18 protein-coding genes and 1 pseudogene are annotated in these 22,114 nt (G+C 39.5%); 12 read left to right on the top strand and 7 right to left on the bottom strand.

Going from position 1 to position 22,114, the window contains the following annotated elements:
* Positions 1 to 36 precede the first annotated feature (36 nt).
* Complete coding sequence (locus FLL46_RS01425; RefSeq protein ID WP_168203997.1) at positions 37 to 1,200, top strand: alpha/beta hydrolase; 1,164 nt, start codon at positions 37 to 39, stop codon at positions 1,198 to 1,200.
* Positions 1,201 to 1,451: 251 nt separating this feature from the next.
* Positions 1,452 to 1,955 (top strand): nuclear transport factor 2 family protein, encoded by a 504-nt coding sequence (locus tag FLL46_RS01420; RefSeq protein WP_142891636.1) that lies wholly within the window; start codon positions 1,452 to 1,454, stop codon positions 1,953 to 1,955.
* 66 nt (positions 1,956 to 2,021) lie between these two features.
* On the opposite strand, the gene FLL46_RS01415 is transcribed toward FLL46_RS01420, so the two are convergent.
* The gene (locus FLL46_RS01415; RefSeq protein ID WP_142891635.1) at positions 2,022 to 2,321 is read right to left on the bottom strand and encodes a hypothetical protein; all 300 of its coding nucleotides are present in this window, start codon (positions 2,319 to 2,321) and stop codon (positions 2,022 to 2,024) included.
* A 319-nt stretch (positions 2,322 to 2,640) separates the two neighbouring features.
* On the opposite strand from FLL46_RS01415, the pseudogene FLL46_RS27525 reads away from it, so the two are divergent.
* A pseudogene (locus FLL46_RS27525) lies at positions 2,641 to 3,351 on the top strand (adenosylcobinamide amidohydrolase).
* Positions 3,352 to 3,486: 135 nt separating this feature from the next.
* Here the strand turns inward: FLL46_RS27525 and FLL46_RS01400 are convergent.
* Entirely contained in the window at positions 3,487 to 3,768 is a 282-nt protein-coding gene (locus FLL46_RS01400) for a DUF427 domain-containing protein (RefSeq protein WP_142891632.1), read from the bottom strand.
* 155 nt (positions 3,769 to 3,923) lie between these two features.
* Between FLL46_RS01400 and FLL46_RS01395 the strand changes: the two genes are divergently transcribed.
* The 4 genes from FLL46_RS01395 to FLL46_RS01380 all read left to right on the top strand — a co-directional run bounded on the left by FLL46_RS01395 (position 3,924) and on the right by FLL46_RS01380 (position 8,644).
* A complete protein-coding gene (locus FLL46_RS01395; protein WP_168203995.1) occupies positions 3,924 to 4,676 on the top strand; it encodes an RNA methyltransferase in 753 nt (250 codons plus the stop codon).
* A gap of 263 nt (positions 4,677 to 4,939) precedes the next feature.
* A complete protein-coding gene (locus FLL46_RS01390) occupies positions 4,940 to 5,173 on the top strand; it encodes a hypothetical protein (RefSeq protein WP_142891630.1) in 234 nt (77 codons plus the stop codon).
* A gap of 291 nt (positions 5,174 to 5,464) precedes the next feature.
* Positions 5,465 to 6,115 (top strand): rhomboid family intramembrane serine protease, encoded by a 651-nt coding sequence (locus tag FLL46_RS01385; protein WP_142891629.1) that lies wholly within the window; start codon positions 5,465 to 5,467, stop codon positions 6,113 to 6,115.
* 336 nt (positions 6,116 to 6,451) lie between these two features.
* A complete protein-coding gene (locus FLL46_RS01380) occupies positions 6,452 to 8,644 on the top strand; it encodes an acetate--CoA ligase family protein (protein WP_142891628.1) in 2,193 nt (730 codons plus the stop codon).
* 2 nt (positions 8,645 to 8,646) lie between these two features.
* Here FLL46_RS01380 and FLL46_RS01375 read toward each other — a convergent pair whose 3' ends face one another.
* The 3 genes from FLL46_RS01375 to FLL46_RS01365 form a co-directional block, all read right to left on the bottom strand.
* Positions 8,647 to 10,161 (bottom strand): EAL domain-containing protein, encoded by a 1,515-nt coding sequence (locus tag FLL46_RS01375; RefSeq protein WP_142891627.1) that lies wholly within the window; start codon positions 10,159 to 10,161, stop codon positions 8,647 to 8,649.
* A gap of 90 nt (positions 10,162 to 10,251) precedes the next feature.
* Positions 10,252 to 11,490: a sensor histidine kinase gene (locus FLL46_RS01370; RefSeq protein WP_168203994.1), complete on the bottom strand. Its 1,239-nt coding sequence runs from the start codon at positions 11,488 to 11,490 to the stop codon at positions 10,252 to 10,254.
* A gap of 25 nt (positions 11,491 to 11,515) precedes the next feature.
* Positions 11,516 to 12,199 (bottom strand): response regulator transcription factor, encoded by a 684-nt coding sequence (locus FLL46_RS01365; RefSeq protein WP_142891625.1) that lies wholly within the window; start codon positions 12,197 to 12,199, stop codon positions 11,516 to 11,518.
* 147 nt (positions 12,200 to 12,346) lie between these two features.
* On the opposite strand from FLL46_RS01365, the gene FLL46_RS01360 reads away from it, so the two are divergent.
* The 4 genes from FLL46_RS01360 to FLL46_RS01345 all read left to right on the top strand — a co-directional run bounded on the left by FLL46_RS01360 (position 12,347) and on the right by FLL46_RS01345 (position 15,205).
* Entirely contained in the window at positions 12,347 to 12,793 is a 447-nt protein-coding gene (locus FLL46_RS01360; protein ID WP_142891624.1) for a hypothetical protein, read from the top strand.
* Between the two features lie 16 nt (positions 12,794 to 12,809).
* Complete coding sequence (locus FLL46_RS01355) at positions 12,810 to 13,583, top strand: hypothetical protein (RefSeq protein WP_142891623.1); 774 nt, start codon at positions 12,810 to 12,812, stop codon at positions 13,581 to 13,583.
* Positions 13,580 to 14,347, top strand: a complete 768-nt coding sequence (locus tag FLL46_RS01350; RefSeq protein WP_142891622.1) for a hypothetical protein — start codon at positions 13,580 to 13,582, stop codon at positions 14,345 to 14,347. The genes FLL46_RS01355 and FLL46_RS01350 overlap by 4 nt, the downstream gene beginning before the upstream one ends.
* A gap of 312 nt (positions 14,348 to 14,659) precedes the next feature.
* The gene (locus FLL46_RS01345; protein WP_142891621.1) at positions 14,660 to 15,205 is read left to right on the top strand and encodes a hypothetical protein; all 546 of its coding nucleotides are present in this window, start codon (positions 14,660 to 14,662) and stop codon (positions 15,203 to 15,205) included.
* A gap of 90 nt (positions 15,206 to 15,295) precedes the next feature.
* On the opposite strand, the gene FLL46_RS01340 is transcribed toward FLL46_RS01345, so the two are convergent.
* Positions 15,296 to 16,042, bottom strand: a complete 747-nt coding sequence (locus FLL46_RS01340) for a DUF1211 domain-containing protein (RefSeq protein WP_142891620.1) — start codon at positions 16,040 to 16,042, stop codon at positions 15,296 to 15,298.
* Positions 16,043 to 16,724: 682 nt separating this feature from the next.
* Here FLL46_RS01340 and FLL46_RS01335 point away from each other — a divergent pair.
* Entirely contained in the window at positions 16,725 to 17,366 is a 642-nt protein-coding gene (locus FLL46_RS01335) for a hypothetical protein (RefSeq protein WP_142891619.1), read from the top strand.
* 81 nt (positions 17,367 to 17,447) lie between these two features.
* Here FLL46_RS01335 and FLL46_RS01330 read toward each other — a convergent pair whose 3' ends face one another.
* The gene (locus FLL46_RS01330; protein ID WP_142891618.1) at positions 17,448 to 21,665 is read right to left on the bottom strand and encodes a hybrid sensor histidine kinase/response regulator transcription factor; all 4,218 of its coding nucleotides are present in this window, start codon (positions 21,663 to 21,665) and stop codon (positions 17,448 to 17,450) included.
* Between the last annotated feature and the right edge of the window lie 449 nt (positions 21,666 to 22,114).

Genomic DNA, 22,114 nt, shown 5'->3' with positions numbered 1-22,114 from the left:
GGTTTGATTATGAAACTCGAAATTATGAAATTCACAATGATAAAATTAAAAAACGCGACAATTTGCAAATACGTTGCCACTTCTGTCATTTTTCTCTCGGTTTTGTTTACTCAACTATCACGGGCTGAAAGTGCTATTCCACCGTTGACTGTTGAACTTGGAACGAAATATCAAATTTCCTCTAAAGCTCTCGAACAAGAGAGAACTCTATTTGTCCGACTACCAAAGAACTACGATAAAAGTAAAAAAAGCTATCCTGTTGTTTATGTATTGGATGCCAATTCGTTTTTCAGCGGCAACATTTATCAGGAGGCTGTCGCACTTATTACCAGGATAGAAGCCACGGCAGGTATTCCTGAAACAATTGTGGTCGGCATTCAAAGCAATGAATGGTACAAGGATGTGATTGTTGAATCAGAACCATTTGAGGCTTTTGTTAATCGAGAAGTGCCTGCGTTCATCGATGGCAAATTTAGAACTTTGCCAAATCGAGTTTTAGTCGGCCACTCCTATGCCGGTGCATTTGTCAGCGGTGCCCTTCCGGTAGATAGTAAGAGTTTCAATTTATTTCTCTCGCTATCTCCAATTTATCCTAGCTTGGCTTTTATCGAAAAGGTACAAAACCGATATGCAAATCTAAAACCACTGTCCGCTCGATTGCATATTATCGACGGTGATGAGAACCCGATAGATAAGCTGATGCTAAAAGAAGCGGCATCAAAACTTGATAAAAATGTTCTTTCTTTTGAATATCATTCTATGCCGATGGACAGCCATATGTCAGTGTTTACCGTTGGGTTGAACCATGGACTGAGAAAACATTTTAGTGACTACCGACTTCCGGCTCGGGCAGACTTAAAAACAAAGAATTTTGATATTGCTGAACTAAAGCAATATTTAAAAAATAGAGATTTGAAATACGGCACAGTATCTAAAAACGAATTTATTCAAGATGCTTTCACCAGCATGGCCCATAAATATACCAGCATGAATCGACTGGACTTAGCCATTCCCTACTGGCAACTGAGTAAAACCAGATTTAAAGAATATTTTATGGGTGGATATGCCGATCGTTTTGTTAAAATGGGAGACAGGCAATCTGCAATAATCCTGTGGCAAGAAATGCGAAAACTATTTCCCAATTCGGATAAAGACTACCAAAGTTTGTTAAAAAAACACCGTAAGCACAATGTTCATTAAAGCCGCATAAATTTTGCTTATTTGATAGTCAATTGAGTTGCTGCTCGAACAACCTGAGACTTTAAATTGAGTTTCTTTATCTTTTATTAAGAAACTCGCCAGAGTTTGGTCTGATTTGCCAACCATTTTATGAATACCATCACATAACCGTTACAAACCGGTAAAACTCAACTGGCACAGATTTTGCCAAACAATTTAGTCTCTTACCGAGCTGTCCAATAAGAACAGCGAAATAAACAAAGGCTAATAAAATGAAACGACACTTTAAAATTACCTTCCTGATTATCATCTCACTCTTTACTTCTCAAATATTTGCACAAAGTAACGATGAGGCAAAATTAGACTCACAAATGCGCAAGTTAGATGCCCTGCTTTTCGAAGATGGATTTAACTTATGTCGTATAGAAAAATTTGAACCATTTATCGCCGAGGACTTAGAGTTTTATCACGACATAGCGGGCCATCAGAACAGAGCGGAATTCCTTAAAGCGGTTAAAGATAATATCTGTTCAAATCAAGATAAAAAGCCAATCCGTAAACTGGTTCCAGGAAGTATGAAAATATTCCCACTCAAGAATAATGGCGTTTTATATGGCGCAATTCAGAACGGCGTGCACGAGTTTTATATTAAAGAACCTGAAAAGACTTTGTATAAAACAGGCATTGCTAAATTTACCCATCTATGGCTCTTAAAAGATGGGCAATGGAAATTGAAGCGTGTATTGAGTTTTGACCATCACCCGGCAAGCGATTAAATCCGCAGTCGCTATCGCCAGCCGGTGAAATACGCTCTTCGCATCAATCGTCTACTGAAATGATTATCAGGAGAGCGGCTCACAGCCTTGTGCGATTAGTGCAATATTGGCTGCCATTTTTGCGCGTTGGTAGTAATTGCCTGTCCCCGCCTCCGCCGAATTGACATTAACCATGCCGGAAAGCTCTGCAATCGCGGTTGCAGACTGGCGGTCGGCATCATAGGCCTTAAATGCAGCGTAAATCTGTGGACAAGAATAAGCCGGCGTTTCACTGGTTCTCATTTGATTGAGCTGAGAAACAGAATGACAGCCACCAATAACCCCGACCAAAGAAAATAATCCCACTAACTTCAACGTTTTCATCATTATATTCCCAATATTTCAAACTGCTATTATTTCACAAAATGATATTAAAGGTTCACTATTTTGTTCAAAATGAATCACATTATTCCCTTAAGCGTAGCTACTCAACAGCGTAAAAACCATGCCAACTTGCTTTCATAGCTACTTGCTTTCATAGCTATTTGCGTTCATAAAAGAATCCGTGAAAAGTTATAAACCCGAGTCGACTCAATCTACCCTCCATTTCAAAACAATTCAACTGAAAAGAAAGTGACCTCTTTGGGAGCTTATTCAATTATGTTAAGCTGATCGCATAAACGCTTGCGCTTGCTTAACCACTATAATGTCTTTAATAACAATCAATAAAACCCAATATCACTCTCTGCTTGAATTTGAAACTCCACAATATGTTTTAAGCTCTGCTGTACTCAATGGCGGACTTCAATATGCTAATCGGGTGGTCAACTTAAAAGTTAGCTCAAATTCAACGCCTGATCTAACACCGCAACAAAGCATTCAGCAATATTGCAATCGCCAAAATTGGCACGGCCTGTCAGTTGGAATGATGACAGCCGCCTCAATGAATTCACTTAGAGTTGAGCGACAAGTATGTTAAGGTGTTGAAATTGGTGTCGCGGTTACCGTGGGGCTTTCTAATAGCAGACGCGCCGGAGATGTCGCTGAAGCTCAAAATATTTTTGCCCACAAGTTACTACCAGGAACGATTAACCTAAACCTATTTACTTCTGCCAAGCTAAGTCAAGCGGCCATGGTAGAAGCCATGATGATAGCAACGGAAGCTAAAGCCGCCGCATTGCAATCATTGCAAATTATCAGCCCAGTTTCTCAAAACCTCGCTACCGGAACAGGCACCGACGCAATTGCCATTATTTCATCTCCAACCGGCCCAGAAGTACATTATTGCGGTAAGCATGTTTTATTTGGCGAGATAATTGGTAAATTGACGATACAATCGATAACCGATTCAATTCTAAGACGTAAAATACCAGGACAAAAAGAAAATAATATCATAAGCCACTCCGACGATATCTAAACCTTGACTCACTCCGGAGGTTAAAATTATTCTAGTGTACTAGCCGATATTCAAACTAGAGTGATTTCTGTTCTTACCCAAGGAAAAATACTCAGGTAAGATGCCCTGAAACTAATTTTTTTGTTAGCTTTGTTGCTATTCAACAACATCGACCCCTTTCCAAAATGCAACTCTATCCTTAATATTTTTAGCGGCATCCTTAGGGTCCGGATAATACCATGCAGCATCCTGGTTTTCTTTTCCGTCGACAACTAGCGAATAGTAGCTAGCATCTCCTTTCCACGGACAGTGAGTGTGAGTATCGCTAGCCTTGAAAAACTCATTGTTAAGTGCAGATGCGGGGAAGTAGTGATTATTTTCGACCACCACTGTATCGTTACTTTCGGCTATTATCTGACCATTCCAAACAGCTTTCATCGTGATTTCCGCCTATGTAAACTGAGATTCCCTCACTCTACTCTCCATTCAGGGTTCATTCAACAATTGTCGATAGTTTTAGCGAGGCTCCCTACTTTACAATAGTACGAGCTTTGTTAAGATCACAGTGTTCTGACAAACAATTCGATAAAAACGTGCAAAATAAATTACCCGAAATACGTATTGTATTATTAAATACCTTTCATCCAGGCAACATCGGCGCTGCAGCGCGTGCCATGAAAACCATGGGGATCAAAGAGCTAGTTTTGGTTAACCCAAAATGCTTCCCTGATACTGAAGCAACAAGTCGCGCAGCTGGCGCGGTCGAGTTACTTGAGCAGGCAAAAGTGGTAAGTTCTCTCGAACAAGCCATAGAGGACTGCACTCAAGTATTTGGAACCAGCGCACGACAAACTCATAGTTTTTCCCGCCCTCAAAAATCAGCGGAAGAAGCAGCTCTGTGGGTAAAGCAAAACCCGGCGGAAAAAGTGGCCATTGTTTTCGGTGGTGAGCGCGATGGAATGAGCTCTCACGAGCTTAATCTGTGCCAACAGATTCTTTTTATTCCTGGTGATTCGGACTACAGTGTTTTAAACGTCTCTGCGGCAGCTCAAATTGTATGTTATGAATTATTTAAATCCATGGGTGAAGACCGAGATATGGTAACTAGCGAAACTGAAGCAGACACGACATCCGAACCTCCCAAGTTAGTCAGCCAGCGAGAACTCAATAATTTTTACTCGCATCTGGAAGAATTATTAATTGAAAGAAACTACATTCGCCCCGAGCAACAATCAGATACCTTAAAAAAATTGAGAACACTCATCAATCGCGCTGAGCCATCGGCTAAAGAAGTCAATTTATTGCGAGGTATGATAAAAGCACTAAGTCGAAATGGAACACAGTAAGTAACCCGAAAAATATCACAAAGAAAATATCAAAAGCTTATAGAATAAAAAATATTTAAATGAGATTTATTTTCCATCACATAAAAATTGAGATAACTCTTTAATTTTTCCTATCGCTTTTTATTTCAAGAGCTTAGGCTTTCAATGTCACTCAATTAAAAAAAAGAAAAATAAATTGTCACTCATCTGCTACTAGTTTCATTGCCCCATTTGGTAGGTTTTCCACCCCCACAAGGGGCTTTTTTAATTAGTGGAGAATAAAAATGAAAACCAAAAAATTATTGAAGTTAGCAATTGTTGGAATGGGTTGTTTTTTAGGTAGTCTATCGGCAACACCTGTTGTAAATGGCGTAGCAGTAACATCAAACAATCTGGGCTTGCAAAACTGGCATTGCTATAGCCAGCGACAAGCTTGTTTAGCACAAGCCAGCAGCGACGAAGATAAAGTTGAATGCATTGAACAATACTATGTTTGCATGGGCCATGAAATCCCATAATTATTTGCTTGTTGCACGTTAGTTAAAGATGCTTGGGCTCTTTTCGAGTAGTTTTTTCAACTCTTGGATCGTAGCTCGAGTATTTGCTTTTAGCTTTATAAGGTAATTCCTCGTTACGCTGTTTTATAAAGTTAGTTACTTTTTTGACCGAGTAAAAAGCAATCTTAAATACCTTATCAGCTAATACGTCACCCAAATCTTTATTTTGAACTTAGTTAGTTATTTAACACCGCTATAAATATTTTTCGCTGAGATATTTGATTTTCGCTATTTCGCCCCAATACTGGTTAAATGAACAAATCAAAACACTGGCTAAAACACTTTGAACCGGCTCTTTATTTCACCCTAATATTATGGGTAATTAAATCAGCCGAAGAATTGTTTTCACTCGACTTCCACTTATTGACTATCCAGCCTCGGGAAACTCTAGGCTTACTCGGTATTATATTCGCACCGCTACTACACGGCTCATGGGATCATTTGATGGCCAATAGTTTGCCAATGTTGTTACTCGGTGGACTACTGTCCTATGGTTACCCGGCTTCAAAATGGAAAACCCTGCTGGTGGTTTGGCTTATTTCCGGCATAGGTGTTTGGCTATTTGCCCGTCCCTCTTACCACCTCGGCGCAAGCGGCTTAACTACCGGATTTTTTTATTTCCTGTTTATCGCTTCGATCATTCGGCGAGATAAAGTATCTATCGCACTGATGTTTATCGCCGTTTTTATGTACGGTGGTATACTGTTAGGAATATTGCCATGGGATCCGAAGATATCATTTGAAGCACACTTTTTTGGAGCAATCGGTGGCGCACTAAGCGCGATAATCTTTCGCGATCAAGATCCCAAACCTGAGCGCAAAGTTTATGAATGGGAAGGCGTAGAAGATTCTGATGAAGATGAGGAATATTGGAAAGCTGATTATTTAGAGAAAGAGCCTTAACACCTATTGTTCTTTTCTTTTATCACGAAAGATCTGTTAAGTAACTAGCCTTATGACGCGTAATTACTTACGCCAATCGAGAAGAAAACTCGTGATTGTTTTGAAATAATTTTTTGACAGAGTCCTGGCCTTTAAATTTTTCGAGTTCCTCAGAGTCCGGCTCACTCAAAGTTTTTTCGACACGAGCGATTGATAATTCTCAGCTCTACTTTTCTAATCAAACATTCTTCATATCAACATATCTAGCGATGAGTTTCAAAACTTTACCTCCAGTACCTTGATCTAAATCAGAGCAACAAATACCACACAAGGCTAATATTCAGAGGAGGATTTAACGTGGCGGAGTACGCCAATCACTATGCACTAATTGAAATGAGCCAAACTTTTATTGCCGAGCATCAGGTCTATAGCCTGTTGTCGCAAGTCGGTATCAAAACGCCGAAACATTGTTTCGTCGACAACGATTTTTCTGATATCCCTTTCGACTCGGGAGAACCTGTCGTACTGAAAGGTATGGCCACTGATCTATGGCATAAGTCTGACAATGACGCTTTACACTTTCGCGACTTCGAGCTTGAAGAGATTAAGTGTCTACACGCTAAGATGCAGAAAAACCTTTCTGCCAAGTTTGAATGGCTAGGAACCTTAATTACCGAAAAGATTGCAATTCAAAAAGCAGACAACGCACCAAGCGAAATTTTTGTCAGCTTGCAACGAGATAAATGTTGTGGTGCCGTTATCAGCCTGGGATTCGGCGGCCTGCTAACCGAAGCCTGGGCGAAAGAACTGAAACAATCTTTGCTTGTATGGCCCGCCTCTGTGTACACCCCATTAGAAGCATTAGAGGAGCTTGAGAACCATTGGTTGGGAAAAATTCTACTGGGAGAAATTCGACAGCAAAAGCCATTACTTAATCGACAAACACTATTGAGTTTTCTTGAGTCTTTATGGCGACTTGATAATTTGATGGCAGAAAAAAATATCACATTTCTTGAAGTGAATCCTTTTGTCGTTGATAACTCGGGTGAGATCATCGCACTAGATGGTGTCGGCCTATCGTGCCAGGACAAGCACCTCGAGCCTTGTCCAGTTCCACTTGAAGATAAAAGCTTCCTTAACCCGAAAAGGATTGCGCTTGCCGGCGTTAGCGCCAAAACAGGGAGTGTCGGTGGTCTGATACTGGAAAATATTCGCCAGTCATCGTTGAGTGAAGATGATATTTTGGTAATTAAACCGGGCGTGTCTCATTTTGCAGGTATCCAATGTGTTCCAGATGTCGCCAGCCTGATTAAACATCCGGTCGATGTATTAATTCTGGCGCTACCGGCGAAAAGCTGTGTCGAAATGATCACAGAATTATGCGCTCAAGGACAAGGGGCGCAGGCCATTTATATTGTTGCAGGCGGAATTGGAGACGGTGCGGACCAAAGCGGTTTCGGCGAAAGTTTATCTCGGCTAATAAAAGATCGGCGAGCTTCAGGTCAGTGGTGCCCGGCGATTGTCGGTCCCAATGGTTTGGGCATGCTACTTTCGCCGCTTAAACTCAATAGCTTGTTTATTCCCCAACGAAAACTTAACGTCAATTTTAACCCTGACTCTCAAGTCGCACTAATCAGTCAAAGCGGTGCTTTTCTGATCACTCGCTTGTCTCGCCATTGTAATTTGAGTTTGAAATACGGCTTTTCAATCGGTAACCAACTAGATATGAAGTTATCTGACTTTATGGCGCTGATGGCAAGAGATCAATCGGTGCGCGTCCTCGGACTTTATGTAGAAGGATTTGCCGAAGGCGACGTATGTGCAGTCGCCAAGCTGGTTAAACAATTTCGCGCAGAAAACCGCCACGTGATTATTTATAAAGGCGGCCGATCAGCGCTAGGCCAGGCTGCCGCAGCAGGACACACAGGGGCAATGACCGGTGATTATCATTTACAAAAACGCTTGCTGCATAAAGCCGGAGCGGTTCTGGTTGAGTCCTTCAATCAATTCAACGCCGTGTTTAAATGGATGGCTGCCTACCCAGACTTGCATACTCTGGGCAAACTGGCGATTGTGACTAACGCTGGTTATGAAACTGTCGGTAGTGTGGACATTTTAGGAGACAACGATTCCGGTAGGCTTTACGAGTTTAACGATGATAATTTCCAACGGCTCAACAAAATTTTAAAACGTCATCAGCTCGAAGGGTTAGTCGCACCGTCGAATCCTCTTGACCTGACGCCAATGGCTGATGAATCCGTTTATTATGATTGTGTTGAATCAATGATTGAGTTTGGCGCTGGAGTGGTTATGTTGGGATTGGTACCTTTATCCGAACAGTTAGATACCCACTCATTATCCAAAGCTGAAGCCTTCGCAGAAAAATTAAAAAAGCTAACGGAATTCAGCGGTCGCCTGATTGGCATAGTCATTGACGCTGGAGTGCCCTACCAACAATACAAAGCGGTGTTTGAACGTCAGGGCTTTCCGGTATTTGACGGCATGGATATGGCCGTGCTGGGAATTAATGTGTTGAAGCGCAGTTGGTAGTTTTAAATTCCTTTCGTAGCGGAAATTTCTTTTAACTGTAAAAGCCCTTTAAATTCTTCATTGGAAAGTGATCCAGAATAGATAAATCCTTGAATAAGGCTAACATCTTTTGATTTCAGGTAGTCTAGTTGGCGAACGCTTTCAACACCTTCAGCGATGATTTCCAGGCTTGATGATTTTGCGAAAGAAATTATCGCGTCTAACACCGGTTTCTTTACATCTTTCTCGCAAGTTATGGTGTCTACAAACATTTTGTCAATTTTCAGTGTCGATATTTGTAACTCCTGGATATATGAAAAACCGCCATATCCTGTACCAGCATCATCCAGTTTAAGTTTAATTCCATTGCTAATAAAACGATCAGCGGCTTGCTTTGCGTGCGGTAAATTGGGGATCCTGTCACGTTCAGTAATTTCCAGAGAAAAGTTTTCAAAACGAATACCATTATTACTAACCGCTTTTTGTATTTCATCAAATAAATTATCACTATCCAGATGTTTGGGAACAATGTTTAAGCTAATCGACTTTTGGCAGTTTTCCCAGCCAAATGTGGCAATATCGGCCGCTATTTTCTTGACTAGCTGCGATGTTATCGGAATTATCAGCCCGGTTTGTTCCAAATACGAAATAAAGTCTTTTGTTGGCCTCACTGTTCCATCGGGCTCAACCCATTTTAGCAATGCTTCAGCCCCCACAACCTGATTAGTACGACAATCAACAATCGGTTGATAGTAGGGTTTAAATTCATCGTTTTTAATAGCTCTTTCTATTATCGTACGAAAAGATCTTTGATAGTTCAGCAATCTTTCTATCGTATAGATGATCACAAAAGAAAAAAAGCAGGAAACCAATATTGTTGTAATCAAGCTGACGCCCGAATAATACTCAGAAATTTCATTAGTTGCTTCAAATATGACAGTCATCTCCAGGTTGTCTATTCGTTTTCTTAATTGAAAGCGATAAGCATAGTTGTCTTTCAATCGTTCACCAAAACTGATTGGTGGGTCGCCATGTATGGTGACTCGATAGCTAACACAACTTTCACAAGGTAAGTCATTGAGCGTGTTAACAGACAAATTATTTAGATCAGCAACATAAAGACTTTCAGCACTTTCTTTAATTAACAACAGCTCAGAATGACCGTCACTTTGGTCTAAAGTAGCTAGTGAATAGTCGCCATAAAGCTTGTGCTTCTGAAACTTGTTTAGAGAGATATCTAACGGCAAACTACTGCAATAGTCACCATTTTGATCGCTTAAACCCAACCATCTGACGGAATCAGCCTCGTATACAACATTAGCAAGTAGCTGAATTGACTGCTGACTACATTTAACTTCTGTCAACGCAGGAAGACTATCGATGACACGAATGGAGTCGACAATGACGTTCTCCATTCTTTGCGCAATTTTTTCGCCGTCAAGTTTAAGCGCATGATTGATGTAAAACTGGTTGATTTTGTGAAAACTAACGACACAGATTAGTAAGATCACAAAAAAAGTAATCCAATATCTATTCACTCGCTATTCCTGTGACACATACGAACCATTTTCTTTTTATTTTTCCCCGTGAAAATAAAACCAATACACCCAAACAAATCAACTCAATAATCAATCATCGGAAATAAGCTCAGGTTGAAAATACAAAGCGACAGACATCAGCTCAGTCGCTTTAACTTCTTTTATCTCAAGCCTCATGCCTTGTGAACTTGCTAAAGTTTGGCATAGTTTCAACCCAATACCGCAGTTAAATTCATCGCCTTTCGCTTCTGCAAAAAGCTCACTGTGTTGCTTTAACTGATTGCGAACTTCAATATAAGAATCGGTTAAATAAACTTCGACATGAGCATCTTCAGAGTGAGTTAACGCATTTTGGATAATATTTCGAACCATTACTGAAAGTGCAATAGTCCAACAAACGGTATATGGATTATTATTTACTCGAAAATCGATTCGCCCCATAGAGTTTTTATATTGCGACTCAATACTCGATATCACACCGCGAACTAACACCTCCAGGCTAACTTCTGAACAAGTTATTTCGCTATTGATGTCAGCGTCAGCTCGAGTAATCAGCAACATCATTTCTGAAATATCTCTTAGCTGATTGACTTCGTTAGATAGCCTTCTAATCAACTGCCTATTCCTCTGACTTTGTGGTTCCTGTTCTTGCTCGAGTAATTCAATTGCGCCCATAATCACCGAAAGTGGTGTTCTAAACTCATGACTCATGTGAGCGCTAAAACTGCGTTCTCTCTTAATCACATTTTTAAGTGCCGAGTCATATTGGTGAAATGATGAAAGTAAGTAGTTTAGCTCCTTAATCTTACTATTTTCCGATTCGTCATTGGCAGCCATAATATCATCAGAATCCTTCATTTTTTTAATGGCGATCGTTAATTTTTTTAACGGTTTAACGACTTCGCCACTTAGTTTCAAACTGATTAACAGCGCAGCTATCAAGCTAATCGACAAACCGAAAGCCAGAGACAAATAGGAAAAAAATTCAGTTTTCTTTATTGCTTCGATATCAAAAAGAAAATAATAAATATATTGGTCGCGCTCAACTATCACTAACTCATAATATTTATCCTGAAAGATAACCTCATCAAGGTTATTTTCAACAGTTTGCAACTCTTTCGGGATAATTTCGCTATTAGTATTTCTTTTTTTTCTGAAAAGAAGAAAACTCTCAGTTTGATGGCGTGACAAGTTTTCAATTGAATCATATATTTCGGATAAAATAAGCGCTTCCTGATAGTTATTTTTATTTTCTATTTCATATTTAAGATACTGAATAGAGCCGAAATCTATCAGCGAATAAACAACCGCGGTAATTATCCCGACCATTAAATTGGCCTTTAAAATTTTGCGACTAAATTTTGTCATCACGACCTATCTTTAACCCGACACGCGGAACTGTATGAATAAGTGCAGTCTTAAAAGGTTTATCAACGGCAGTTCTTAGTGTGTGCACATGCGTACGCAGCGAACTGCTTTCTGGCACATCTTCACCCCAGATATGATCTTCAATTTCTCGAAAGGTGGTTATACGATGTCGATTTGCCGCCAGCAAACAGAGAATTTTATAGGCAATAGGTGGTAGCGTAAGTGCCTGGTTGCCTCTAAGAACTTGACGCGTATCTTTATCGATAGTTAAGTCCTCAATCACCAGCGAACTCTGCGACTCAGTCTTTTGATAGCGTCTGATGACCGACTTAACGCGGGACTCCAGTTCTCGTAGCTGAAACGGCTTCACCAGGTAATCATCGCCACCGAGATCGAGTCCGGTGACTTTGTCGACCAACTGCGACTTGGCCGTCAAAAATATGATTGGAGTGTCTAGCGCCAGTTCATTCCGTATCTTGTTACATACGCTAAAACCATCGAGCTTCGGCATTACAACATCAAGAATGATCAGATCGTATGGTTGATTTTTAGCGAGTTCCATCCCATGTAAACCATTTCTCGCCCAATCCAACAAGTATCCCTTCGGCTCGAAATATTCAAATATATTTTGTGCTAAATTTGCGTGATCTTCAATAAGTAGTAGTTTCATTCAACAGGCTCAAACAGGCTTTTCTCATTTAATATAACAAATCAGCGATTTAATACCCAACTGTAACTATTAACTTTCTTTCTTAACGCTTTCTTAACATCAAGTTTAATAGAATATCTCAGTTTAGAAAATTAATTGAGAGTTTCAATGAAGCGAGTAATTCCGATTTTTTTTGTCGTAATGGTTAGCTTTTGCGCATCGTCAAATTCGAATGCATCAAATACCCTGGGTACGTTCTTAGGACAGACCAGACATTCCGGCGAAAACCGAACGACCTATGGTCTAGAGTATGAAAGATTAGTGGCTTCCAATTTCTCAGTTGGGGTGGCCATCGAACAGTCTCGCGAAGGTGGTCATGATATTAATTCGCTCATTGGCAATGTATTCTACTCTCCAGCAACTCACTGGCGACTAGGTATTGGATATGGCAAGGAAGACGTTAGTGGTAAAGATGCTGAAGATATTATTCGATTTTCCCTCGCCTATGAAATCCACGTTACCAATTCAATCAGCCTCGCACCGTCCATCGCCAAAGACCGTATAGACGGTGAGTCACAAACTCTCGCCGGCATCTCGTTAAGCTACCACTTCTAAAAGACGTTGCATTAATATGTATAAATTATTTCAATCACTCTTCATTTGTGCCATTGTGTCAGCCACATGCTCTATTCCGGTGAAAGCGAAAAATAACCCGATAAAGGAACTCACCGAGATTTGTATGTTATCTGAAGAAATTTTTCAGGAATACATTCTTCTAGGGTTAGGGATTGAGCCCCAGCAGTCGGCAGCTCAAATTAAAGCGAATATTACCGCAGTAGATTCCAAACTTGCCGGGTTTCAAAAGATAGTCGAAAAAAATCCCCAAATTGTCAATAAAACTCAGCTAATTCCCCACTGGAAAGCAATCAAGCTAAAAGCCAGTCAACCACCTCAATACTCTCAAGCAAACGAGCTTAAGCTGCTGGTCAATCAATTTATTGAAGAATGCCTGGCGATCGACTTTCAATTGATTAATGAAAACGATAGTCGAGCGAGTGAGAGTTACATAAAACTATCTGAGTTAGAAATTCTTTCACGACAAATGGCGTCACTTTACCTGCTAAAAGCATGGGGCCCTAAAAGCCATGGCTCAACAAAAGAGTTTCACGATATTGCGAAGAAATTTTCAAAGGAACTTCATGCCCTACTTTCGATGCAGGAGGAAATTGTTCCAGAAGAGGTAAAAACTATACTTCGACAAGTTAAATCTGAATTTATGGTTTTTAAGATTTTCTCTAACTCTAATAGCGGTCGATACATTCCGAGTTTAGCGAAGGTCAAGTCAGATAGAATTAAGAGTCATTTGGAACTTGCGTTAAAAAGAGAGGAGTCGGAACTCAAATGAAGCTAAAGAATTTATTTTTAGTTTTTCTAATACCATTGTTTTTATTTGGCCAATGGACGTTAGCCAAAAATAGTGATATTGAACAATTAGCCGCGGCAGAAGATATCGAACTGAAAAGTCAACAAATTGCCAAACTCTACTTCTATATACACAATGATGTATTAGTAAAAAGTTCAAAACTAGCACTCAATGCCACGCTTAATGAACTAATCGAGAGTATTAACAAACTGGAGGTAGATAATAATTCTAACCTGGAATCTGGTTTAAAAGAATTTATGCTGAATACCCATGAGGAATTATCCAAGGTAGCCCTAAGTCCACACAGTGTCACCAATGCAAATCTGGTTTTGGATTATAGCGAAACCTACCTCGAAGTGGCTGAGTTTTTTGTGAAAAAGCATCTTGAGCAAGGCACTGGTGATAATTTTTGGTTTACCCAATTAAAACGGATGTCTTTAGACATAGAGAGAGCCAATAAATATTATATTGCCATGTACGCAGGACACAGCGACAAAAATACGCTAAACCAGGTTTCCTCTAACATCAGCGAATTTGAAAAGAAACTTGAAAAGATAGGCAGTGTTAAATATGAAGGGCAAGCACGTTATTCGTTAAATGAGCTGATAAAACACTGGAAAATCAGTAAGTCGATTTATAGCGGCTCGCAAACCAACAATATGCCAATTTTTGTTTTAGCGTCAACCAAACACCTTGAGAATGCGCTTGATGAACTAGCCGACTACCACAGGGCGAAAATGGAATAATACGATTGCAGAATCTTAACCTTCCAAAAACAATAAAAATTAAATATTCATACACAACAATAAAGCTTTACGAAGAAGCTAAAACAATTATTATACGATTTAGCTCACTAATAATCGAAACATGATGAAATTCAGCAGCATATTAGTCGCATTACTCCTGTTAACTGGTTGTTCGACAAACAAAAAAGTTTATTTGTTCGCCAGGTATATCCAGCCGGTACAAGTTGAAAAGATAACTGAATCGCTCAATTCGCCGGTTACAGTGTCGAATCGAATACCTATCCCTTCCCTGCCAGTGTCAAAAACAACCAATTGTTTCACGCGCCCCTGATAGAGCAGTCTCAAATCAATGACATTACTCAAGCGTTGGAAAATCTGGGCTTTTTTTCAGTAACCTCTGGAATATACAATTACTCAGGCAAACATTATTTTAACAAAGATAGTTTCGGCCTTTACCTTTTCCCTGAATCATTAAAACTTACCGCTAAAGAAGAGGGTAACTTGCTGGCCGCTGCCGAAAAGACTTACCAACTTGATTTAGTTGGTACATTCGAAAGCGCCGAAGATTGTGTTAATCATTCTGTCGTTCAAATCAACAAAGATGCTTCGTTTCAACAAAATATCACGATAAATGGGGAAAGAGAAACGACGGAAAAAATTTATAAAGGAAAATGGTATCTTGATGACGGTGTCGCAGTGCTAGTTTACTATGATTTGCCCGGGAGATATAAGTTCGACATTTCAAGTAGTACTTCAAGTGTTGGTAGTTTTACAAGATACACAAAAGTACTTTCCCCGCTTGCAACGGCTAAAAATGTAGCCGTCAGTTGCCGCCTTGAGAGACATTTAATGGAGTGATTTACCGTCGCTATCGAGTCTTGTTGACCCTATTCATCATCTTGGATGTCATATGTCAAACTTGACGAAACACTCTATGAGCGGAACAACTCAACTTTCTATCGCTTTTTCTATTACCTGAAGCGACGGCGCGTTTTTGGCTCTCATTGAATGCAATAAAGTCAATGTAATACCAAAACTAGCATAAATGATCCCAGCGAAGGCAATCGTATTTCCCTCAAGTATTGTCGTTAGTAAAATAGAGAGCAGGCTAGTTATCATTATAACTAACCAGGACATAGCTTGCGTTTTCGTCTGATAAATTTCCCAATCTGTCAATTGCAATTGTCTGGCCCGGGCTAACGCCAGTTTATGCATTGCCCATAAGTTGAGCGCTAAGGCAAAAAATCCACTCGAAAAAAAGTAAAACAGAAATCGAATTTCGTCTTCTGAATTGACTGTCATATTACTTGGGAAAAATCCATCACTGATCCAGCTAAAAAAGCCTGCGGCCATCGCCTTTAGTGGGTATACGTAAGTTAACACAATGACTATCAAACTGCCGCTAAGTACGATCGTCCATGCATCTTCAAGTCCGTATCGACGGCTCCAGACAGCATGTTCATACCAAATCCAGATTATTTGTAAGGCGCTCACACTAAATGCAGGAATGTTCAGCACAGCTAGTTGAAACTCTGCGATACTTTTCGGAATTTCGTTTCCGGCGACCATAACCATGGTCAAAAGAAAAGCAAATGCGGCCGCGACAAATGTCTCTACTCGGCTCATATTATCGCCGCGAAGAAAGAAACCGTCTTTTGTGGGCAGCTGTAAAAGTTGTTCAGGTGTCCATTTCATAAAGAAACTCTACAAGAATCGCGATTTATTCGCAAAGTAAATAACCTGAATTCGAGATAAAAATAAAAGATGCCGTTTATCAGTAATCCTTGTGCGCGAATATGAAATATCACCACTAATGATCACTTGACTCTATTCTCATCGGTTTAAGATAAGTTTAACTGCACCGAAATTTTTATCTGAGTTTGCAATATTTCTTTGTGCACAGATAAATATTCGAAAACCTGGTCACTAGAATACACACACTTAAAATCTCCTTTAGAGTTTTTTTGTTTCGCGAATTTCACAATATAAATCTCATAAACAGAAGAAGTGACGGATTAAAAACTGCAATTGATTAATACAAAAATAAAAATATCGTTTGTCTCATTTATACAAACTTCTGTCTCAAATTTAATAATCAAATTAACAAGTTAGCGATTAACCTTTTCCGCATCCGGTGAATCAAACCGGCAGATTGTTCAACGAAAAACAATCGATAAATTCGATACAAATGGAACACATCGTCATTGTTGATGGTTAATTTTTGATAAGCCGAGCCACAAAGCGCTTCATAGAGCAATTCGATTATGACTTTATGGTTCAGTCAATCTTGAGGAGGTGAAAGGAAATATTGATTAATTAATTTGTAACAGACAACGAAACCAAATTTTATTATCACTAAACAACATGGAAATTTAATATGATTAGTAAATATTTAAAACAGTTTAAAAAAGCAACATTGATCGCACTACCAATAATTGGTTCTGTAGTTTTCTCTTCAAGCGCAATTGCCGGCGATGAAGAAGTCAACTGTAAAACCACAACCTCTGAGGTTCGAGTATATTCAGGTCATGCCCAATGCTATGCTTTTTCGGGCGGGCAGATTTACACTGTTTCTCAATTTGTTGCACCTCAACTGAGCTCTACTGCACGTTTAACAGAGTTGCGCTATGTTAACGGTTCTACCAAGTGGTTATCTTGTACTGCTAATGTTCCGTTTTCTCACTACGACACAGTTTCTGTCAGAGAATGTGAATATACTCCAAAAGCCAATTTTTCAGCGGCCGAATATAGTTATGGTTATATCACAATCAATGATTTTTCATCGGATAGAGACGGCTCAATAGTTAAGTGGGAGTTCTGGTTGAATGGCGTCAAGCGTGCAACTTCAACAACTTCAGCAGGTATCGGTGGCAATTGGCCTGTTGACATCGGAAGCACGGTAACCTTGAAAATGGTTGTTACTGATGACCAAGGACATACAGACTCAGTGACTAAGACAAGATACATTCAGGGTTTGCCGCCTTGTAATCTTGATCCACAAGCTGATCACTGTTTATAGCAAAAGGTGTAATACTCTCACACTCACTTTTGGTGTGAGAGCTTTATCGATTAATCATTCACCTCAATCATATCGTTCAAATTATTCCAAAAGTATTTTATCGTTAACCTGGCCATATTCGCTTGGGGGTCGGCCATATTCTTTTTTAAAGCAACGGGAAAAGTAAGCCACAGAACCAAACCCAACGCTTTCGGAAATCTCTGAAATCGATCTCCCTTGCCGTATCAATGCCAGCGCTTTTCTCAATCTAAATTTCCTCAAATAACTCGAAAAGTTATGCTCAACTAACGCTGAGAGCTTTCTATTTAATTGTCGCTCTGTCATAAAGAGCTTACTCGCAATGACGCCACGATTTAACTCAGGATTTTGATAGTGCTCTGTGATACATTGCTCGAATTTTTTTACAAAAGCACTATCAGCAGGAGACATCTTTGAAGCCTCGGACAGCTCAAGGGGCGAATGAAATCCCAACACAGAGCCGTAAAGAGAGCGTAGTTTCTTCCTGTTTGCTAACAATGCTTTGATGCGTGTATTCAATTCTACTGGATTAAATGGTTTAACAACGTAATCATCAATCGTCGCTTGCCATCCCTTGATCCTGCTTTTCAAGTCGCCTTTGGCGGTCAATAACATAATCGGAATATGACTAGTCTTTTCATTGTTTCTCAGCTCTTCGGTCAGTTGATAACCATCTTTCACCGGCATCATAAGGTCACTGATTATCAAATCAGGCATATGCTCAATCGCCTTATTGACCCCCTGCTGACCATCCGATGCGCAAATGCAATGGTAATTTTCCGAAAAACAATCTAGCAGATACCGGTGCATTTCTTGATTATCTTCAACAATCAATATGCTCATTTTCTGTGCGTCTTGTTCTGTATCGGTATTAACTTCTACTGGTGATTCAGATTTTAATTTTGACAGCTCGGAAATGAGGTAATTGGCGCTCGGTTTAGCTTCACTTTGTAAAGCCTCTCCAATTTTGTTATCTGGCGCCTTAGCCAATGGCAGAACAACTGAAAAACAACTCCCTTTCATGAGTTCGCTATTAACAAATATTGATCCAAGGTGAGAACTAACGAGTTCTTTAACGAGCGCTAATCCAATTCCAACACCGACTCCATTACTGTCGTATTTGTTAACTTGTACAAATCGTTCAAATATACGGGCCTGATCCTCTTTTGCAATTCCATAGCCATCGTCGATTACATCAATTTTAACCTTTTTCAAATCAACGCAACTTATTTCGACATTAATGCAGCTCTCATCGGGACTGTATTTAAATGCATTGGACAACAAATTGGTCAGTATTTTTTCAAATGAGTCCGGCGTCATATTAACACCCAAGTCAACTCTCACATCAGGGTTCAAATTAAGTTTAATATTACGTGACTGAGCAATTCCCCTAAACGACTCAACAATAAAGTGGCTACTTTGCCAAACATCGATATACCGCCACTCAGTCGAAGCGTTACGCTTCAACCTGGCCAGGTCTAACAGTTGGTCAACCATCGCTAATAACCGTTGTGAATTGCGTTTGATGCGTAAGATTTCACTCTTATCTTGTTCTCTTTCAGACTTTTCGGCTAATGAATCCAGAGGTCCTAAAATGAGCGTTAAAGGCGTTCTAAACTCATGCGATATGTTGGCCAGTAATTGATCTTTAGTTTCCGCTATTTTTAAAGCTGCGGAATGCTCGCTTTGCACCTTTTGGCGTAAAAACTCTGCATTCCGTTTTTTAGCATATAGCCATAGAAATGCGCTGACCAAACCTATGGTCAATATGATATAAATCGAATAAGCCCAATAAGTTCGCCAGACCGGCGGCAAAATTTTTATCGCGATAGTTGTTGTTTTTCCCCAGTCATGATGCCCTTGTTTGGCTTTGACATTTAAATAATAATCACCGGCGGGAATATTACTGTACGTGGCATATCTTTTCTTATAATTCGTTTGCAGCCATTGCTCATCCCACCCCTCAAGCTGATAACTATACTGTACCAACTTAGGATTGCGTGAATTTAGCGCGGAAAACTCAAAAGAGAATAAATTATCTTTATGGGTTAAAACCAGCTTTTTGGTATTAGATATGTTTTGCTTTAACTTGAATTTGTTTTTAGAATCGTTTTGCTTAGAGTCAACTAGTACCGTATTATTAAAAAGTAAAAAATCTGTAAGCACAACGGTAGATGGTTTATCAGGTTGTCCAATATTTGCGGGGTTGATTCGATTGTAACCGTTTATCCCACCGAAAAATAATTCACCACTTTTACTCCTAAATGCTGAGCGAAGATAAAAATCATTTTCTTGTAATCCGTCTTCTGCAGTAAAGTTTGTCCACCGTTTTAAGTTGGTATTAAACCTTGATAAACCTGAATCGGAACTTACCCAGACATTATGGTGATCATCATTCAATACCGCCATGACATTATTACTAATTAAGCCATCTTGAGCTTCATATCGAGAAACCAGGTTGTTTTCGACATCCAATGAATTTAAACCACCACTGACAGTTCCGATCCAGATTAACCCACTTTCACTTTCTGAGATACTACTGACAAAATTGCTACCAATAGTATTTACGTCATCAGGGTCATGCTTAAAATGCGTGAATGACTTTGAAGCCTGATCAAATAAGTTTAATCCTCCTTTTTGGGTTCCGACCCAAAGGCGGTTTCTACTATCAACCAATAACGCGAGGACATTGTTGTCGCTTAAGCCGGTATTTTCTTGTAAGCCAGTACTTTCCTGTAAACCAGCACGTTCCTGATCGCTGTATAAGTAATGAGTAAACTCTCCAGTCATAAAATTAAAATGATCGACGCCTTTAAATGTGCCAATCCAAAGAGAATCTTTCCCGTCTCGATGGAGCGCATGAACGGAGTCATTGCTAATACTATTATCGTCATTTTCATTATGCAGAAAATGCGTAGCAGTATGCGTTTTTGGATCTAATCGATTTAAACCGCCACCGATTGTAGCAACCCATAATAATCCACTATCATCTTCGACAATCGATGAAATTGCTCCTCGGCTGATACTATTTTGGTCGTTTGGATTATGTGCATACTGCCTGATTAACTCGTGATTTTGATTATATTGATACAAGCCACCGTGAAATGTCCCAACCCATAGGTTATTTTTTGAGTCGACAAATAAGGCTAGTATATCCTTGTCAAAAATGACCTCGCCTTCTTGGCCAGTATGCGGAAAATAATCGATATTTTGGCTAACTGAACTTAACTTGCTGACCCCCTCAGCAGTCGCAACCCACAAGTTGTTATGCCCGTCAAAATATAGCTTATTAACATAGTCACTATTCAAGCCACCGGTATTTCCTAATTGGTGCGTGTATTGAACATACTCTTTACTACCAGGCTGGACCTTTATGATCCCACTCTTGCGGCTTCCCAACCAAATATTGCCGCGCTCATCCATCGTAATGCTGTTTATACTATAGTTAAGAAACTTGTCTTGATTGCTTTCAATTAAATTTGTAACCTGGTATTCATTCCCTCGCTCTTTCATGCGATAAATACCCTCATTTGTCCCTACCAAAATATCATTTGAATGTTCAGTGTAAATGGATAGAACCGGATTATATTTTTCTTTAGAAAATTCATTTTCAAATTGATAGGTAGCCTGGACAGTATCAAGCTGACTATTTATTTTATCCAGACCCTTCTTAGTTCCCACCCAGATATTGTCATTGCTATCAGACACAAGAGTATTAACAGTGTTGTCACTTAAGCCCCCCTTCTCCTTGCCTTGATAAAAGCGTTTTACTTTTCCAGTCACTTTGTTCAGCTTATTTAAACCATCGGCAGTACCCACCCAGATATATCCAAAAGGATCTTCCGTTATAGCATTGATGTGATTGTCGCTCAGAGTCGTTGGATCATCGGGACTCGATTGATAATGGACAAATCGGTCTTGGTCAAAATCATATCGGTTAAGACCACCACCGGATGTGCCAACCCACAAGGTCCCTAAACTATCTTTGAACAAACAAAATACATAGTTTTCTGATAGAGAGTTGGAGAGATTGTTATTGTGAATATATTGTTTGAGTTCATATCCATCAAAACGATACAGCCCCGTTTCACTTGCAATCCAAATAAATCCATTGTCATCTTGAACAATTGCGGTCGCCGATAATTTAGACAGTTCAGGAATATCATAAAAGTGTTCGAAGCGAATAGGTTTAACCGAAGCAGTTACAGAAGTAACTATTAAAAAGTAAATCCCAAAAAAAGCGAGACAAGAGAAAGTTGGTCCGTATTTAATTTTTTTCATATATCTAATCTGATCAATAAATCATTGAGATAAAAGACAACATCGATTGTTAGGCTTATTGAGATATGACCATCAGATTTTTAATGAAGAAATCCATTATTCCCTGTTAGCTAAACGCTCAACCTCATCTTTTCTACCTGTTCGAATGCTGAAAAAATAGCAAGAGGAGATAGTCCCTGAATACAATTCTGGATTGATACTGTCCACTGTTAAATGCGCACTTAATATGCCAGCATAAAATAATTTCGGCAAGTTATTTTGTCCTGGATAATTTGCATTCAGCTTTTCTAATTTTTGAGATTTCTAGCGGACTTTTATATAAAAAATAGAGAATAGAAAAACGACAGAACAATCATAAAGAGATAAAGTGTGGAAGGCATACTTAATAATTTTAGCGGTGGTTCTGGCCCAACGATAAACCTTCTCTTTGTTATCAAAAATAATTGAGA

Source organism: Aliikangiella coralliicola (genome assembly GCF_007004725.1).
Taxonomy (GTDB): Bacteria; Pseudomonadota; Gammaproteobacteria; order Enterobacterales; family Kangiellaceae; genus Aliikangiella; species Aliikangiella coralliicola.
The sequence above is the reverse complement of the archived record's forward strand: the minus strand, read 5'-3'. Positions and strand labels throughout refer to the sequence as shown.

Excerpts from the sequence above, each read along its gene's own strand:
- FLL46_RS01425 (WP_168203997.1), top strand. The coding sequence starts at position 37 with ATGATAAAATTAAAAAACGCGACAATTTGCAAATACGTTGCCACTTCT.
- FLL46_RS01355 (WP_142891623.1), top strand. The coding sequence starts at position 12,810 with ATGTATAAATTATTTCAATCACTCTTCATTTGTGCCATTGTGTCAGCC.
- FLL46_RS01340 (WP_142891620.1), bottom strand. The coding sequence starts at position 16,042 with ATGAAATGGACACCTGAACAACTTTTACAGCTGCCCACAAAAGACGGT.
- FLL46_RS01385 (WP_142891629.1), top strand. The coding sequence starts at position 5,465 with ATGAACAAATCAAAACACTGGCTAAAACACTTTGAACCGGCTCTTTAT.
- FLL46_RS01350 (WP_142891622.1), top strand. The coding sequence starts at position 13,580 with ATGAAGCTAAAGAATTTATTTTTAGTTTTTCTAATACCATTGTTTTTA.
- FLL46_RS01415 (WP_142891635.1), bottom strand. The coding sequence starts at position 2,321 with ATGATGAAAACGTTGAAGTTAGTGGGATTATTTTCTTTGGTCGGGGTT.
- FLL46_RS01330 (WP_142891618.1), bottom strand. The coding sequence starts at position 21,665 with ATGAAAAAAATTAAATACGGACCAACTTTCTCTTGTCTCGCTTTTTTT.
- FLL46_RS01360 (WP_142891624.1), top strand. The coding sequence starts at position 12,347 with ATGAAGCGAGTAATTCCGATTTTTTTTGTCGTAATGGTTAGCTTTTGC.
- FLL46_RS01335 (WP_142891619.1), top strand. The coding sequence starts at position 16,725 with ATGATTAGTAAATATTTAAAACAGTTTAAAAAAGCAACATTGATCGCA.
- FLL46_RS01390 (WP_142891630.1), top strand. The coding sequence starts at position 4,940 with ATGAAAACCAAAAAATTATTGAAGTTAGCAATTGTTGGAATGGGTTGT.
- FLL46_RS01420 (WP_142891636.1), top strand. The coding sequence starts at position 1,452 with ATGAAACGACACTTTAAAATTACCTTCCTGATTATCATCTCACTCTTT.
- FLL46_RS01365 (WP_142891625.1), bottom strand. The coding sequence starts at position 12,199 with ATGAAACTACTACTTATTGAAGATCACGCAAATTTAGCACAAAATATA.
- FLL46_RS01370 (WP_168203994.1), bottom strand. The coding sequence starts at position 11,490 with ATGGTCGGGATAATTACCGCGGTTGTTTATTCGCTGATAGATTTCGGC.
- FLL46_RS01400 (WP_142891632.1), bottom strand. The coding sequence starts at position 3,768 with ATGAAAGCTGTTTGGAATGGTCAGATAATAGCCGAAAGTAACGATACA.